The sequence below is a fragment of the Lachnospiraceae bacterium JLR.KK008 genome (assembly GCA_037015955.1).
Classification (GTDB): Bacteria; Bacillota; Clostridia; order Lachnospirales; family Lachnospiraceae; genus VSOB01.
The window spans coordinates 1,588,403-1,605,113 of the sequence record CP143548.1; the positions used below are offsets into that span (position 1 = coordinate 1,588,403).

Sequence of the window (16,711 nt, forward strand, 5' to 3'; positions counted from 1 at the left end):
AAATAGAACGTGAACATATGAGGAATTTTGATATGAGAGAGATTGTATTGGATGGAGGAGCTTATGAGAGGAATCGAGACGCAGGTCAGAAAAACAAGAAGACGTGTATTCAAGGAGATTGCTTCCCTTGCCTATGATTCGGAAAATCTGATTCATGATATGGAAGCGCTTCCTTACAAGATCGTAAATTATACAGAGTCATCTTACCGGGAAAGCGTTTACAGGGAACGGGCGATCGTCCGGGAACGGCTGCGACTGGCGATGGGGATGAGCCTGCGGCCGGAAAATCTTCCGGTCCATGTGACGCAGGGGATGGAAGAGAGCAACATTGATGAAAAATATTATGAACCGCCGCTGATGCAGGTCATTCCTTCCGCCTGCAATGCGTGTCCGGTCAATGAATATGCGGTGACTGACAGGTGTATGGGCTGTGAAGCGCATCCATGCAACGAGGTCTGTCCCAAGGGCGCCATTTCGATGGTAAACGGAAAGTCTTATATCGATCAGGAAAAATGTATCAAATGTGGAAAGTGCAAGGCGGTCTGTCCGTATGATGCCATTTCTCATCAGGTGCGGCCCTGTGCGGCAGCCTGCGGTGTGAGCGCAATCAAAAGCGATGAGTCCGGCAGAGCGGTCATTGATAACGATCTGTGCGTCTCCTGCGGACAGTGTATGGTGAGCTGCCCGTTCGGCGCTATCGCGGATAAGTCTCAGATCTTCCAGCTGATCCGGGCCATGCAGTCGGGAAAAACGATCATCGCTCAGGTAGCGCCTGCCTTTGCCGGACAGTTCGGACCGAAGGTGACACCGGACATGCTGAAGACGGCGCTTAAAGAGCTCGGGTTTGCGGACGTATACGAGACGGCGATCGGTGCGGATATGGGCGCAGTGGCGGAGGCAGAGCATTATGTACATGCGGTCGCCACCGGCGAGCTGCCATTTCTGCTCACCTCCTGTTGTCCATCCTGGTCAATGCTCGCCAAGAAGTATTTCCCGGAGACGATCGGCAACATATCCAATGAGCTGACGCCGATGGTGGCGACTGCCAGAGTGATCAAACAGGAGCACCCGGAGGCGAGTGTTGTATTCATCGGTCCCTGTGCGTCCAAGAAGCTGGAAGCATCCAGACGGACCGTCCGTTCGGACGTTGACTTTGTCATCACTTTTGAAGAGCTCGTAGGCATGTTCGAGGCCAAGGGGATTTTGCTGGAAGAAATCAAGGCGATGGACGAGATGAAAGATGCCACCGGGGCCGGAAGAGGATACGGCGTGGCGGGCGGCGTGGCCAGTGCCATTGAAGACTGTATCCGTGAATATTATCCCGATGTGGAAGTCAATATCGATCATGCGGAAAGTCTGGCAGAGTGCAGAAAGATGCTGATGCTCGCAAAAGTGGGCAAGAAGAACGGCTGTCTGATCGAAGGGATGGCCTGTCCGGGAGGCTGTGTGGCAGGGGCAGGGACGAATATTCCCGTCACACAGGCGGCAAAAGAAGTAAATAAATTCAAGGCGGCGGCAGATAAAAAGCTGCCCGAGATGGAAGCGGCGGAGGAAAACTGAGAGATGAAAAAGATAAGAACGAGATTTGCGCCCAGCCCGACAGGGCGTATGCACGTGGGCAATCTGCGGACGGCGCTGTATGCCTGGCTGATTGCCAAACATGAAGGCGGAGACTTTATCCTGCGGATTGAGGATACTGACCAGGAACGCCTTGTGGAGGGGGCTGTGGAAATTATCTACCGCACACTGGAGAAGACAGGGCTGCTTCATGACGAGGGGCCGGACAAAGACGGAGGCGTAGGTCCTTATGTGCAGAGCGAGAGACAGGCGCAGGGACTTTATCTGGAATATGCCAAAAAGCTGATCGCCCAGGGTGAAGCCTACTATTGCTTCTGCGATAAGGAGCGTCTGGCGACATTGACCAGAGTGGTCGATGGAAAAGAGATCAATATTTACGACAAACATTGTCTTTCTCTCTCACAGGAAGAGATTGATCAGAAGCTGGCGTCCGGGATTCCCTATGTCATTCGCCAGAACAATCCCGCAGAGGGGACGACAGTCTTTCACGATGAGATTTATGGGGACATCAGCGTCGGAAATGAAGAGCTGGATGATATGATTCTGATCAAATCCGACGGCTATCCGACCTATAATTTTGCCAATGTCATTGACGATCATCTGATGGGGATTACCCACGTCGTGCGGGGGAATGAATATCTCTCGTCGTCGCCCAAATACAACAGGCTTTATGAAGCCTTCGGCTGGGAAGTGCCGACCTATGTGCATTGTCCGCTCATCACGGACGAGGAACATCATAAACTGTCCAAACGCTGCGGACATTCCTCATATGAGGATCTTGTGGAGCAGGGTTTTCTTACGGAAGCCATTGTCAACTTTGTGGCGTTGCTTGGGTGGAGTCCGGCGGATAACAGGGAGATCTTTTCCCTGCAGGAGCTGGTGGAAGCGTTTGACTATCATCATCTGTCCAAATCACCGGCAGTTTTTGACTATACGAAGCTGAAGTGGATGAACGGGGAATACATCAAGGCGATGGACGACACAGTCTTTTACGAGAAAGCTCTGCCATTCCTGAAGGAGAGCATCAGCAGGCCGCTTGATCTGTCAAAGATCGCGCAGATGGTCAAGACCCGGATCGAGATATTACCGGATATTCCGGCGATGGTGGACTTTTTTGAGACCTTGCCGCAGTATGATCCGCAGATGTACTGCCACAAGAAGATGAAGACGACAAAAGAGTCTTCACTGGAAGTGCTCAGAGAGCTGTTCCCTCTTCTTGAGGCGCAGGACGACTACAGTAACGATGCCCTGTATGAGCGGCTGCGTGGTTATGTGGAAGAGAAGGGGTACAAAAACGGCTACGTGATGTGGCCGGTCCGGACAGCGGTCTCCGGGAAACAGACGACGCCCGCGGGCGCGACCGAGATCATGGAAGTGCTCGGAAAAGAAGAGTCTCTGCGGCGGATCCGCAGAGGGATCGAACTGCTGGAAGAATAAGACCATTCATTCACAGAAGGAGAATTGAAAATCATAACGTTTGATTTAAATACATTCAATGCTTCCCAGCGGGAAGCGATCTGCCACCAGTCCGGGCCGGCGCTTGTACTCGCCGGTCCGGGCAGCGGCAAGACGACCGTGATCACGAAAAGGCTGCAATATCTGACGCAGGTGCTTCGCGTACCACCTGACAAAATATTGGCCGTCACCTTCACAAAGGCTGCGGCTCTGGAACTGCGGCGGCGGTCGGTGATCCTGACAGAGTCCGCATCTCAAATTCGTTTTGGCACGTTTCATGCCATCTTTTATCAGATCCTACGGGAAAGTTCTTCCAACTGTCTCACCTTACTCACCGAAGCGGAAAAGCAGCAATATATCCGATCTGTTCTTCGCAGACAGCAGATTGACGAGACGCTGGCTTCTGCCTTTCTGGAGGCATTTGCCAGTTTGAAGGGAGGCACTGTGCAGCGGCCGGGTACTGTCGCACAAGACTGCCGCAGAGGTTCGCTTGCACTGTCTGGCGCGGGAGAAGGTAAAGTGACAGGGAAGTCAGAGACCGCAGTTACACAGGAGCAGGTTACGGCTGTATTTCATCGCTACAGAAAACTTTGTCAGGAACGGAACAAGCTCGACTTTGATGATATGGCCTATGAGTGTCTGAATTTGCTGGAGCAGCGTCCTGATGTGCTGCAGCGCTGGCAGGATCGGTGCCGTTATATTCTGGCTGACGAATATCAGGACATCTCGCCGATTCAGGAGAAGATTTTATTGCTGCTGGCAAAGCCGGAAGACAATCTGTTTCTTGTCGGCGATGACGACCAGTCGATCTATGGGTTTCGCGGCGCCGGGCCGGAACGTATGCTGACGTTCCCGGAGCGGTACCCACAGACGAGACAGATCGCTCTGGAGGCAAATTATCGGTGTCGGCCGGGGATTATCCGGGCCGCAGGCGCTGTGATTGCGGAGAATACAAACCGTTTTGTAAAAACACAGACTCCCGCACGGGAAAGTGTGAATGACAGCGAAGTCATCTGCGAAGAGTTTTCGGATCAAAGGACAGAGAATCAGGAAGTGCTTCGCCTGTTGCAGTGTCTGCGCAGAGAAGGGCATCTGGCCCGGACGGCAGTCTTATTCCGCAGGAATGGGGAGGCAGACAGTCTCGTCCGGATGCTGGCTGAATCCGGGGTCCCGTATGTGCGGACAGGGAAGAAAAATTCCGGTCGGAGTGATTTTATCTGGGAAGATCTGGCGGCTTATGTCCGCCTGCTGCTGGGAGAGCGGAGGAGAGCGGATTTTTACCGGGTCATGAACCGGCCCGACAGGCAGATCGACAGAGAGAGCTGTCAGAAAGAGACGGTCTGTTTCCGCGAACTGCTCAACGGAAATGCTGACATGAATGTCATGAAAAATATCCGAAAGCTGGAAGCCGACTGTGAAAGGGCCTCACGCATGAGGCCTTTTGCCGCGCTGATGTATATTCGTAAGGAAGTGGGATATGAGGCGTGGCTGCATGGTGCATTTCAGGGAGAAGCACTGGAAGAGGCGCTGCAGATATTGATGCAGATACAGGAAATGGCGGCTGCGGCGAAAGGCTTGTGGGAACTGCGGGATCAGCTTGCGGAAAACCCGGACAGGCGGGCGGAAAGCGGGAAGATACGGAAGGAGGCGAAAAGAGACGGCGTTCATATTCTTACTTATCACGGTTCGAAAGGACTGGAATTTGACTATGTGATTCTACCTGGTCTGAATGAAGGGAATGTGCCCCATAAGAAGGCGGAAAACGGGAAGGAGATGGAGGAAGAGAGAAGGATGTTTTATGTAGCTATGACCCGGGCGCGGGAAAAACTGTATCTGTTTTATAAAACAGGGACAAAAAAAGAACCGGAAACGATGTCCCGGTTTCTGAAAGCGATTGTGGGAGATAAGCACAGCGCAACATAAATTAAAAAGGAAAAACTTTGGGTTGGAAAACCGCAGTCTTACCAACCCGCCTGTCATTTTCAGGAGTTTTTGTTATCTACAAGTTCGTCAAATTCCGAGTTGTCCAGATATTCGTCAAAGGCCTCTGCTATGGCCTCATATTCCTCGTCATCTTCGATGTAGGTCAGTTCCGGTTCAATATCCGGGTCTACCTCATCTTCATGATAACGGTACAACCACACTTCTCCGTCCGTATTTTCCCCTTTTTCATCCAAAGGGAGAAGCGCGATGTAATCTTGTTCCCGTACAGTCAGGATCGTGATAATGGCACATTCAACTTTAGAGCCGTCTTCCAGCTCCAGTTCCACAGTCATTTCTTCGTCGGTATTGTTTATCCCCATATGTTGTACCTTCCTTTCGGTTCCTATTTTCTCCCCACACTTATTGTACAAAAAGAATGAAAAAAAGTAAAGCACAGGGAAAACTATTGTATAAAATTATCGCAACCAAGGAAGATTTATGATATAATGTCCGTACAGTCATGAGCAGTGCAAAAAAAGACAGATAAAAAATACGTCGTACCTGTACGTAAGCATTCTTTCAGATAGCTTTTTTTATAGGGCGAACGCCCGTGAGTGAGCTGGAACGCAGTGGAAGCTAGCGCACTGCGAATGTATGTATATGAATATGGCAGAGCGCGGTGAAGGTACGCACTGTGGACAGAGGAATTGGATAGCAGTTACAGGGTTGTCTGTGACAGATACTTTAGCGATAGAGGATTACTTGGAAGGGAAGACTTGCATGAGAGATAAAAGTTACTATCCGAAAGGCGTAACAGTGGTAGACAGAGGCATTCAGTTTGTATTTAAAATAGAAGAACCTGCTGCAGATATAAAAATCGGGATATTTGCCGGAGAAAGGGAATTGATGAGAGTTCCGGTGTCAGAGAGCTGCCGACAGGGACAGATGTACTCTGTGCTCCTGGAAGATCTGCCGGAAAAGGCTGACAGTTATTGTTATTATGCGGATGGCAGGGAAATCTGCGATTTCTATGCGCGGGGCGTGGTCGGTATGCGCTGTTATGGACAGGAAAAGGGAGCGCTTCGCTACGAACTGCCGCGTGGGAGCTATGAGTGGGGAGATGAGGTTCGTCCCCTTCATTCTTACGGTCAGTCTGTCATCTATGGTCTGCATGTACGCGGTTTTACGAAACATACTTCCTCGGCAGTCAAAAAGAAAGGGACGTTTGCAGGCGTCAGAGAAAAGATTCCTTATCTGCGGGAGCTGGGTATCACGGCGGTTGAACTGATGCCGGCGTATGAGTTTGATGAGATCGATAAAACGGAGAGCACTTATCAGAAAGAAGCGGAGATAAAGATCAACTACTGGGGCTTTAAAGCCGGATATTATTATGCGCCTAAGAGCGCCTACGCTTATGGCCGCAATGCGGCGGCTGAGATGAAGGATATGGTCAGGGAACTGCACAAGGCGGGTATTGAAGTCCTGATGCAGTTTTATTTTCCGGAAAAGACTGCGGCGGCAGAAATCCCGGACATTTTGCGTTTTTGGGTGGAGGAGTACCATATTGACGGATTTCATCTGATCGGCGGCGATGCGCCGGTCGTGATATTGGCCACCGATCCCTTTTTAAAAGATACGAAACTGATCGGTACGCATCTGCCACTGGAGAAAATTTATCCGAAAAAGAAAGGGAGCTGGAATAGAAATCTTGCATTTTGGCGGGAGAGTTTTCCATATGATATGAGAAAGGCTTTGAAAGGGGACGAAGGCTGTATTAATGCGATGCTTTCCCATCTGCAGGACAATGAAGAGAAGGCGGGAGTTGTCAATGCCATTGCCGGATACGGCGGGTTTACGTTACAGGACCTTGTTTCGTATGACAGAAAGCATAATGAGGAAAACGGAGAGGAGAACAAAGACGGAGAAAGCTACAATAACAGCTGGAACTGTGGGGTGGAGGGGAGCACAAGGAAACGGTCGATCCGGCTCCTGCGCCGCCAGCAGATGAGAAATGCACTGGGGCTTGTTTTTCTATCCCAGGGAGTTCCTTATCTGCAGAGCGGAGATGAGTTTGGTCAGACACAAAACGGTAATAACAATCCATATTGTCAGGACAATTCCGTGACCTGGCTGGACTGGAAACTGCTCAAGTCCAATCAGGATTTTGTCGATTATACGAAAAAACTGATCGGTTTCCGAAGAAATCACGCAGTCTTTCACAGAGAGCAGGTGCTGAAGGGAATAGATTATCTCGGATATGGAAATCCGGATATTTCCTTTCATGGGGAAGAAGCATGGAAACCCGCGCTGGATCACAGCAGTCGCCATGTAGGCGTATTATACTGTGGAAAATATGCGCAAAATAAGGGCGGAGAAAAAGACAGTGACTTTTATGTCGTCTATAATATGCATTGGGAGCCTCACGAATTTGCACTGCCGAAACTACGCAAAGAGATGGAATGGAAACTTTGCATGGATACGTCAGTTCCCACAGGGTATCTGTCAGAGGAAGAAGAGGAAGCGGTTTCTCTTTCCGGAGGAATCGCATTGGCGGGAGCACGCACGATTCAGATCTATCAGTCCAGAAAAAAGGAAGAGCATTAAAGGAAGACATTACAATGAAAGCATGGAAACATTTTAAGACGATCACATATCACAAGTATCTGGTGATGAAAGGCTGTTTTGCAGTAGGGCTGTACCGACAGGGACTGCTGCATGACCTGTCAAAATATACGCTTACGGAGTTTCTGGTGGGGGCCAGGTATTATCAGGGAAACAGAAGCCCGAACAATGCGGAGAGAGAGACTATTGGTTATTCTTCCGCCTGGCTTCATCATAAAGGGCGGAACAGACATCATTATGAATATTGGATCGACTATTGCGCGGACGAGGGAACATGCAGAGAGGGGATGAAAGCGGCGCCCATGCCGGACCGCTATATTATTGAAATGTTTATGGATCGTATCGCTGCATCAAAGGTGTATAATGGCAAAGCGTATACGGACAAAGATGCGCTCGCATATTATAAAAAGGGTGCAGCGAAAATGCGGTTTTTCCTCCATCCCTATACGAGAAAGCGACTGGAGAAGCTGCTGCGTATGCTTGCCGTCAGAGGCGAGAAGGCAACCTTCGCCTATATCCGTGCGAGGAGGAGAAACGGGTATCATATCGATGTATAGAGAGGTCTGATTTCATTTTGGCAGGCGCATAATATTTCACTGTCACAAGGCCGGGAAATCCACATAGAATAATCATATAAAAAAGGAGCGAAAGCAATATGAATATTTTATGTTGGTTAATCTTGTTATGCTGCTGTAATCATGGTGGCATGGGCGGAAACTGCGGCTGTATCTGTGACTGTGGCTGTAACTGTAACTGTGGTGGTAATGACTGTGATTGCGACTGTGGCTGCAATTCTCCGGCACCTCCGTGTCCGCCGCCGTGTCCTCCGTCAGGCCCTGGCTGCGGAAATAATAACAGCTGCGGCTGTGGGAACAATAACAACAATGGCTGTGGCTGCAATCCTCCGGCACCTCCATGTCCGCCGCCTTGCCCGCCTCCGGGACCAGGTTGTGGAAACGATAACTGTGGTTGTTGCGGAAACGACGGCTGTGGCTGTGAACCGCCCAGACCGGTCTTTCCGTGTGGATGCAGTGATTGATGGCTGGCAATGGAACTAAGTGACAAGTTGGCCGTCAACAGATGGCGGTATGTTCCCCAAAGGGGCATACCGCTGTTTGTTTGGCCTCTTTGTTGACGAACGAAAGCGGCAGTGTTACACTGGATAAAGTATGACAGGGAACGATAATCAGGAGGAAATAAAAATGACAGGTGATAAGAAAGTACTTTTCAGTGCGATGCAGGCAACGGGAACCCTTACCTTGGGGAACTATCTGGGGGCGCTGAAAAACTGGATTACTCTGAGCGATGAGTATGAGTGCTTCTATTCGGTGGTGGACATGCACTCGATCACGGTCAGGCAGGACCCGGCTGAGCTGAGAAAGCGTGCCAGAAATCTTCTTATTTTATATATTGCGGCAGGACTTGATCCTGAGAAAAATTGTATCTATTATCAGTCTCATGTGTCCGGCCATGCGGAGCTTGCATGGATTCTCAACTGCTTTACGTATATGGGAGAACTGAACCGGATGACGCAGTTTAAAGATAAGGCGGCCAGACATGCGGACAATATCAATGCCGGACTGTTTACGTATCCGGTGCTGATGGCAGCGGATATTCTGCTGTATCAGACAGATGTGGTGCCGGTTGGAAAAGATCAGCTTCAGCATCTGGAGATCACCAGGGACATTGCCCAGAGGTTCAATGCGATCTATGGGGATGTATTTACGATTCCTGAGCCTTTTATCGGTAAGGCGGGAGCTAAGATCAACAGTCTGCAGGATCCGGCGAAAAAGATGTCCAAGTCTGACGACAATCCGAACGCCAGCATCTACCTGACGGATGATCCGGATACGGTTATTCGCAAATTCAAACGCGCAGTTACCGATTCCGAGGCCAATATCGCATACAACGAACAGCAGCCAGGGATTCGCAATCTGATTGACATTTACTGCGCATGTACCGGTAAGACGGTGGAAGAGACGGTAACGGAATTCGCGGGCAGCGGGTATGGAGAGTTTAAGCTGGCTGTGGGAGAGGCTGTGGCAGATATTTTGAGACCGCTGCAGACGCGGTTTGCAGAGCTTCAGAAAGACAAGGCTTATATCGACAGTGTCATCAAAAATAACGGAGAGAAAGCCAACTATTTCGCGGCGAAGACGCTGCGCAAAGTGCAGAAAAAAATCGGATTCCCCGAGAGGATTCGGTAAACTATACAAAAATCCGCAGCTGAGTAATCAGAACTGCGGATTTTTGTATTTCATAAATGGTTTCTGTTTATCTTTGCCGGACTACTTTGCCTCAGGCTATTCCGATTTCACTTCTTTCCAGAATTCGTTGTACAGTTCATCACCTGCTTCCCCGAGATAGGAATAAGTTTCAAGGTTGTCGTACTGTGACAGGTCAGGGAAGGCGATGGGAGAGTTTTTGATCTGCTCATCCTCGATAAGTTCCCTCGCCCCTTCGTTGGGGGTGGAGTAGGTGATGTATTCAAAGTTTTTGAGAGCGATGTCGGGGCGGCACATATAGTCGATGAATTTCTCTGCATTTTCTTTGTTCGGCGCGTTTTTAGGGATGACCCAGGAATCGATCCAGACATTTGTGCCTTCTTTGGGAATCACATATTCGAGATCGGGATTTTCGCGCTGGGTATAGATTGCCTCGCCGGAGTAGATAACGCCGATCGCAGCCTCATTTCCGATCATCTTATCCCGCACCTGATCGATGACATAGGCCTGCACAAGCGGCTTCTGGGCAATCAGGTCTTCTTTGGCGGCGTTTAGCTGTGCCTCATCAAGACTGTTCATGGAGGCGCCGTTTCTTTTCAGTGCGACCATAAAGGCATCTCTGACAGAATCCTGCATCAGGATATTGTCGGCATATTTCTCATTCCATAAAATATCCCAGGAGTCTACCGGATCGTCCACCATCGTCTTATTGTACAGGATGCCGACGGTACCCCAGCAATAAGGAATGGAATATTCGTTGGTGGGGTCAAACTCTTTTGACTGGTCAAAGTACTGCTGTCCGATGTATTCTCTGGCGTTGGGGATGTGGTCAAAATTGATGGTGTCGAGCAGATCGTTGTCGATCATCTTTTTGATCATATAGTCGGAAGGACAGACGACGTCATAAGCGGAGGCGCCGGCTTCCACCTTCGGATACATGATCTCATTGGTCTCAAACTCGTCATAGACGACAGTGATACCCGTCTCTTCCTCGAACGAAGTCAGTACATCGGGATCGATATATTCTCCCCAGTTGTAGACGATGACTTCACCGTTTTCTCCGCTGCTGCCGCCGCAGGCCGTGAGGGAGAGGGCGGTGATACCGCAAAGAAGCAGAGCAGTGAGTTTGACCGTTCTCTTTTTCGGGAACTGAATCTGTTTCATTTTTTGATTTCCTCCTCATGATTCGTTATCAGCATTGCTGTTTGAGTCCTCTTTTTCCCGGAAGGAGATCTGTTCACGAGAAAGAGAAGAATTAAAACCGTTACAAATATCAGTGTGGACAGAGAGTACATCTCCGGTTTGATGCCTTTTTTGACTTCTGTGTAAATTTTCGTCGATAAGGTGTCCACACCCGGGCCTTTCGTAAAATGAGTGATAATAAAATCATCGAGCGACATCGTAAAGGCCATCAGGAAGCCGGAAAGCACGCCGGGCAGAATGTCCGGAAATACGACTTTGAAAAATGCCTGTATATGTGAAGCGCCCAGATCAAGGGCGGCCTCATAAATGCTCGGATTCAGTTGTTTCATACGGGGCATGACGCTCAGTATCACATAAGGAATGTTAAAGGTAATGTGAGAGAGCAGGATTGTCATAAAACCGAAGCGAAAACCGAGTGTGATAAACAAAAGCATCAGGGAGATGCCGGTGACGATCTCGGCGTTTAACATCGGTATATTGGTGATTCCCATAATAATGGCTCTGTTTCTGCGTTTCATGCCCTGCATGGATATGCAGGCGATCGTACCGATGACCGTGGCAATGAGAGCGGAGAGCAGGGCAATGACAAGGGTATTGGAGAGCGCCTGCAGGATCGCCCTGTTATGGAACATCGACAGATACCATTTTACGGTAAAACCGTCCCATTTGGCTCTGGAACGCCCGGAGTTGAAGGAGAGGACGATCAGCGTCACAATCGGGGCATATAAAAATAATACGATCAGGCCGATGTAGAGCCTGCGGAGTGTCTGTTTCACAGTGCTGTTCCCTCCCCGTTTTTATCAAATGCGGCTTCCACAGCCATGTTGATGATAATAAAGATCATCAGGACGATGGAGAGGCCGCTTCCAAGGTGCCAGTTGTTTGTCTGAGTGAACTCCTGTTCGATCACATTTCCGATGAGCAGGATTTTGCTGCCGCCAAGCAGAGTGCTGATGACAAAGGTCGTCAGTGCAGGGATGAATACCATCGTGATACCACTGATGATGCCGGGAACAGACAGTGGCAGAGTGACCCGGAAAAATGTCTGCAGACTGTTGGCGCCCAGATCTCTGGCGGCGTTGATTACGTTTTTGTCAATCTTCACGAGCACATTATAGAGGGGCAGGACCATAAAAGGCAGGAAGTTATAGACCATGCCGAGTATGATCGCCGCTGGCGTGTTGATAATCTCCAGCGGGGGCAGGTGAAAAAAGCCCAGAATATTGTTGATGACCCCTGTTTTCTCCAGTAAAGTCTGCCACGCGAGCGTGCGCAGCAGAAAATTCATCCACATCGGAAGGATGAAAATCAGGACGATAAAACTGTGCTGGTTTACGTTCATGCCCGCCAGTATCATGGCCAGCGGGTAGGCGAGCAAAAAACAGATTGCCGTGCTGATGAGAGAGAGGCGGATAGAAATCATCAATGCTTTCGCGTGTTCCGCTGTCGCCATCGTGGCAATATTCTCAAGCGTAAAAGCTCCGGTCTTATCTGTCAGTCCATAATAAAAGACCATACAGAGTGGAATGAGGATAAAGACCACAGACCAGAATATGTAAGGAAAAGAGAGCGTTTTTTTATTCATCAATGCCGATTGCCTCCTCATCTTCGGATACCGGTTTGTTCATAATCTGGATATTAAAGGGGTCTACGAGAAGACCGACCTGTGTGCCTGCCGGAAACATTTTAGTCGACTGCACAAGCCACTCAAAACCGCCCGCCATGACTTCCATTTCATAATGTACCCCTTTGAAAATGATATGAGTGACAACACCTTCGATGATACCGCGCTGAGGCTCCACGAGTTCTACATCTTCCGGCCGGATGACGACATCGACCGGTTTGTTTTCCCCAAAACCCTTATCCACGCAGGCGAAGCGGGTGCCCAGTATCTCTACGAGCTCATCGCGGATCATGACGGCGTCAATGATATTACTGTCGCCGATAAAGTCAGCCACAAAAGCATTTTCCGGCTCATTGTAGATCATTTCCGGGGTACCGATCTGCTGAATATATCCCTGATTCATGACAACTATTGTGTCGGACATCGTCAGCGCTTCCTCCTGATCGTGGGTCACATAGATGAAGGTGATGCCAAGTTCATTTTTCAGCCGGATCAGTTCATACTGCATATCCTGACGCAGTTTTAAGTCCAGTGCGCCGAGCGGTTCATCCAGGAGCAGTACTTTCGGTTCATTGACGATTGCGCGGGCGATTGCCACACGCTGCTGCTGGCCGCCGCTCAGAGAGTCCGGCATCCGGTTCTCATAACCATCGAGATTGACGAGTTTCAGGGCATAGGTGATCTTATCACGGATATAAGATTTCGGTTTGTTTTTTATGCGCAGACCGAACGCAATGTTTTCTCCGATATTCATATGGGGAAAGAGGGCATATTTCTGAAACACGGTGTTTAGCTGGCGCTTGTGTGGCGGATACGAGGTAATATCCGTTTCGTCAAAAATAACGCGGCCTTTATCCGGAGTCTCAAAACCGCCGATGATGCGCAGAGTGGTCGTCTTGCCGCAGCCGCTGGGTCCGAGCAGTGTCAGAAATTCGTTTTCACGTATATACAGATTCATATCATCCAAAACGACATTGGAATCATAGGCTTTTGTGATATGCTGTAAGTCGATGAGTTTATGCAAGTTGGATTCCTCCTGTGTAATAACTTTTGTAAATAAGCGGAAACAGATCAAAAGCTGGGCGGACTGCTGACCCAGATTACGATGGCGCCGCCTTTGCCCGTGCATTCGATGTAGTGGGTCGTGTTCGGCGTAAAATAAAACGATTCCCCCTTCTTCGCCGGATAGGACCGCTTGCCGAGATGGAGAACGATACTGCCGGAAAGCACGTAACCGAATTCCTCTCCCTCATGGGGATTATCCGGGTATGTGGAGCCTCCCGGCTCGAGAGTGAGGCAGATCGGTTCCATAATGTTTTTCTGGGCGTTGGGAATGATCCATTCGACTTTGTTTTTCAAGTCTGTGTCCTGTTTTTCAAAATAATCCTCTTTATGAAATACGATTTGTTCTTCGGTGTTTTCGTTGAAAAAATCCTTCAGATCCGTCCCCAGACATTGAAGAATGTCCACGAGAGTGGCAATGGAGGGAGAGGTCAGGTCCCGCTCGAGCTGGGAGATGAATCCTTTTGACAGTTCGGCTCTGTCAGCAAGCTCTTCCTGAGTCAGTCCTTTTTGGATTCTCAATTCTTTGATCTTCGTTCCGATATTCATGACAACACCTCAATAGTAAACACAAAGTTTAATAAAACTAAACAAACGCTGATAAATATTATACTAGGTTTCTTCCGCTTGTCAAGCATTATGCTTTTGAAAAATCACCGTATTTTTTGTTGACCCTGTTGTTGGCAGATGATACAATAAAAGCGCAGATGGAGGGTAAGAGCGATGAAAGCAGACAGATATGTTGCCTATGTATCGACCTACACGACAAAGGGAGATGCACATGGCATTAAAATTTATGATGTTGATCTGGAATGTGGCAAGCTGATCGAAAAAAACCAGGTGATGATCACCAATTCTTCGTATGTGACCATTTCTCATAATCAGAAGTTTCTGTATTCGATCACAGATACCGGCGTGGAGGCCTACAAGATCAATTCTGCCAGCGGCGATCTGGAGTTGTTGGGACATGGTTCCATCAATGGAATGAGAGGGTGTTACCTGTCAACGGATTATACGGATTCCTACCTGTTTGTAGCCGGGTATCACGACGGCAAGCTGACAGTGCTGGATTTAAAGGAAGACGGCAGTATCGGCGAAATCACGGATGAAGTGTTTCATAAGGGACTGGGCAGTATCGCAGAGCGGAATTTCCGGCCTCATATCAGTTGTGTGAAGATGACGAGAGACAATAAGTATCTGCTGGCGGCCGATCTGGGTATGGATCACGTAAATGTATATCGGTTTGACCATGCGACCGGAAAGGTAAAACAGATCGATATGATCCGCAGCGAGATAGAGTCCGCGCCCCGCCATGTAAAATTTACAAAAGACGGAAGGTATCTCTATATCGTGCATGAACTGAAAAATATTATTGATGTCTATCGCTATCAGGAAGTCAAGGGCAATCCCGAATTTGAAAAGATTCAGACAGTCTCCACGCTGAATGATTATCATGCGGGAGGTTCTGCGGCCTGCACGCTCAATTTTTCAATGGATGACAACTATATTATCAGCTCCAACGCGGGTGATAACAGCGTTGTCGTCTACAAAGTCAATCATGACACGGGAGAGCTGGATAAATTGTTCTGTCTGCCGATCAGCGGCGACTATCCGAAAGATGCCAATTTCTTCCCGGATCTGCGTCACATCGTATCGCTGAATCATGAGTCCAATACAATGACTTTTTTCAATGTGGATCTGGAGAAGGGTCTGCTCGTGATGAATGGAAAAGAGATTGCGGTTGATAAACCGAACTGTATTATCTTCCATAAACTGACCTGAAAGTTTACGGATAAAGACGGAAGGAATCAGATCAGAGACGATTTTGTCATATTGTCATGGAAAATTACCGAATAAGTTATTGAGATTAAGAAATTAAGAGTGAAAGGATGCTTGTCACAGAGCATCCTTTCGTTTTATGGCCGTTCCTTTGGACGGACAAAGTCCATAAATCGTTTCATCGCCTCATTGGCGGAGGCTTCCTGTCTGCAGGCAAAGCCGATCTTTCGCCTGGGGATCGGCACCGGAGAGCGCAGGCGGATCAATTCTCCCTTCTCCAGCTCTTTTGCTACGAAATCGGAGATGACACAGGCAACGCCGAGGTCGATCTTGGCGAACTCAATGAGCAGATCCATCGTCGTCACTTCGATGAGACGGTCGTTCTCGATCAGTTCCCGGCTCAGATACTTGTCCACATATTGCCGGCTCAGATTGTCCTGATCAAGCAGCAGGAGAGTTGCCTGGGAATAGATGGACTCGTGATCCGCAAAGTGACGGACATCCATACGCTTTTTGAGGTTTTCCAGGTAGCTTTTGGTAGTGACAAAAATATCCTGGATCTCTTTCAGGGGAAAGAAGCAGAGTTTTCCCACTCTTGCAGGTTCTCCGATCAGCCCTACGTCGATCTCGCCGTTTTCGAGCGCGCGGATTGTCTGATAGCTGGACTGACTGGAGATTGATATTTTAATATGAGGATTTTTCTGGACGAACTCCCGCAGATAGGGAAGAAGCATATAGCGGCAGAGTGTGGCGCTGACACCGATAGAGAGATGGCCGATCCCAAGCTCTCCCGCCTTGCGCAGATGCTCTTCCCCCTGCCTGAGAGCGGAGAAGGCAGCGTCTGCCTGCCGGTACAGGATCTGTCCTTCCGCAGTCAGAGTTACGCCCCGGGAGCTGCGGGTAAACAGAAGCGTGTCCAGATTTTGTTCCAGTTTGGAGATGGACTTGCTGATGGCCGGCTGGCTGATAAAGAGCTGATGGGCAGCGGCGGAGATGTTGCCACATTTGGCGACGACATAAAAGATATGATACAGATGCAGATTGCTTTCCATGGCGGTCCTTTCCGGTAATGCTCAGTTATGTTGGTTATAATAGAAAATCATATCATAATAATCAGTTATAGTAAATATAAATAATAGATATTGGGAAATGGGCTGCGAATGTGATAGGATAGAGGAGAAAGGCGTTTAACTGCCGTGGATCATATAGTGTGCGAAACTTTCTGATCTGTTTGTTTCAT

13 protein-coding genes and 1 pseudogene are annotated in these 16,711 nt (G+C 49.0%); 7 read left to right on the plus strand and 7 right to left on the minus strand.

All coding sequences use genetic code 11. From position 1 onward, the window contains the following. Positions 1 to 63: 63 nt before the first annotated feature. Genes V1224_08135 through V1224_08145 form a run of 3 tightly spaced genes read left to right on the plus strand, consistent with a single transcriptional unit; the run spans position 64 to position 4,956 of the window. Positions 64 to 1,560: a 4Fe-4S dicluster domain-containing protein gene (locus V1224_08135; protein WWR17381.1), complete on the plus strand. Its 1,497-nt coding sequence runs from the start codon at positions 64 to 66 to the stop codon at positions 1,558 to 1,560. A gap of 3 nt (positions 1,561 to 1,563) precedes the next feature. Beyond that, positions 1,564 to 3,015: a glutamate--tRNA ligase gene (gene gltX, locus V1224_08140; protein ID WWR17382.1), complete on the plus strand. Its 1,452-nt coding sequence runs from the start codon at positions 1,564 to 1,566 to the stop codon at positions 3,013 to 3,015. 24 nt (positions 3,016 to 3,039) lie between these two features. Next, positions 3,040 to 4,956: an ATP-dependent helicase gene (locus tag V1224_08145; protein WWR17383.1), complete on the plus strand. Its 1,917-nt coding sequence runs from the start codon at positions 3,040 to 3,042 to the stop codon at positions 4,954 to 4,956. A 59-nt stretch (positions 4,957 to 5,015) separates the two neighbouring features. Here the strand turns inward: V1224_08145 and V1224_08150 are convergent, their stop codons facing one another. Next, positions 5,016 to 5,336, minus strand: coding sequence for a DUF1292 domain-containing protein (locus tag V1224_08150; GenBank protein WWR17384.1), 321 nt, complete (start codon positions 5,334 to 5,336; stop codon positions 5,016 to 5,018). 274 nt (positions 5,337 to 5,610) lie between these two features. On the opposite strand from V1224_08150, the gene V1224_08155 reads away from it, so the two are divergent. Both V1224_08155 and V1224_08160 read left to right on the plus strand, forming a co-directional pair. After that, positions 5,611 to 7,560: an alpha-amylase family glycosyl hydrolase gene (locus V1224_08155; GenBank protein WWR17385.1), complete on the plus strand. Its 1,950-nt coding sequence runs from the start codon at positions 5,611 to 5,613 to the stop codon at positions 7,558 to 7,560. Between the two features lie 14 nt (positions 7,561 to 7,574). After that, on the plus strand, positions 7,575 to 8,135 hold the full coding sequence (locus V1224_08160; GenBank protein WWR14482.1) for a DUF5662 family protein: 561 nt from the start codon (positions 7,575 to 7,577) through the stop codon (positions 8,133 to 8,135). Between the two features lie 72 nt (positions 8,136 to 8,207). Here the strand turns inward: V1224_08160 and V1224_08165 are convergent, their stop codons facing one another. Beyond that, positions 8,208 to 8,627: a hypothetical protein gene (locus V1224_08165; protein ID WWR14483.1), complete on the minus strand. Its 420-nt coding sequence runs from the start codon at positions 8,625 to 8,627 to the stop codon at positions 8,208 to 8,210. A gap of 153 nt (positions 8,628 to 8,780) precedes the next feature. Here V1224_08165 and trpS point away from each other — a divergent pair, with 153 nt between their 5' ends. Continuing rightward, positions 8,781 to 9,785: a tryptophan--tRNA ligase gene (trpS, locus tag V1224_08170; protein WWR14484.1), complete on the plus strand. Its 1,005-nt coding sequence runs from the start codon at positions 8,781 to 8,783 to the stop codon at positions 9,783 to 9,785. 96 nt (positions 9,786 to 9,881) lie between these two features. Here the strand turns inward: trpS and V1224_08175 are convergent. From V1224_08175 to V1224_08190, 4 genes and pseudogenes are all read right to left on the minus strand, one after another. Beyond that, positions 9,882 to 11,782, minus strand: a pseudogene (locus tag V1224_08175) (extracellular solute-binding protein). Continuing rightward, complete coding sequence (locus V1224_08180; protein ID WWR14485.1) at positions 11,779 to 12,612, minus strand: ABC transporter permease; 834 nt, start codon at positions 12,610 to 12,612, stop codon at positions 11,779 to 11,781. Before V1224_08180 ends, V1224_08175 begins: the two are co-directional and overlap by 4 nt. After that, a complete protein-coding gene (locus tag V1224_08185; protein WWR14486.1) occupies positions 12,584 to 13,654 on the minus strand; it encodes an ABC transporter ATP-binding protein in 1,071 nt (356 codons plus the stop codon). The genes V1224_08180 and V1224_08185 overlap by 29 nt, the downstream gene beginning before the upstream one ends. A gap of 47 nt (positions 13,655 to 13,701) precedes the next feature. Continuing rightward, positions 13,702 to 14,241, minus strand: coding sequence for an XRE family transcriptional regulator (locus tag V1224_08190; GenBank protein WWR14487.1), 540 nt, complete (start codon positions 14,239 to 14,241; stop codon positions 13,702 to 13,704). A gap of 174 nt (positions 14,242 to 14,415) precedes the next feature. Here V1224_08190 and V1224_08195 point away from each other — a divergent pair, with 174 nt between their 5' ends. Further along, positions 14,416 to 15,474 carry a lactonase family protein gene (locus tag V1224_08195; protein ID WWR14488.1) on the plus strand — a complete coding sequence of 353 codons (1,059 nt, stop codon included), beginning with the start codon at positions 14,416 to 14,418 and terminating at the stop codon, positions 15,472 to 15,474. A gap of 134 nt (positions 15,475 to 15,608) precedes the next feature. Here the strand turns inward: V1224_08195 and V1224_08200 are convergent, their stop codons facing one another. After that, positions 15,609 to 16,523 carry a LysR family transcriptional regulator gene (locus V1224_08200; protein WWR14489.1) on the minus strand — a complete coding sequence of 305 codons (915 nt, stop codon included), beginning with the start codon at positions 16,521 to 16,523 and terminating at the stop codon, positions 15,609 to 15,611. Positions 16,524 to 16,711 lie beyond the last annotated feature (188 nt).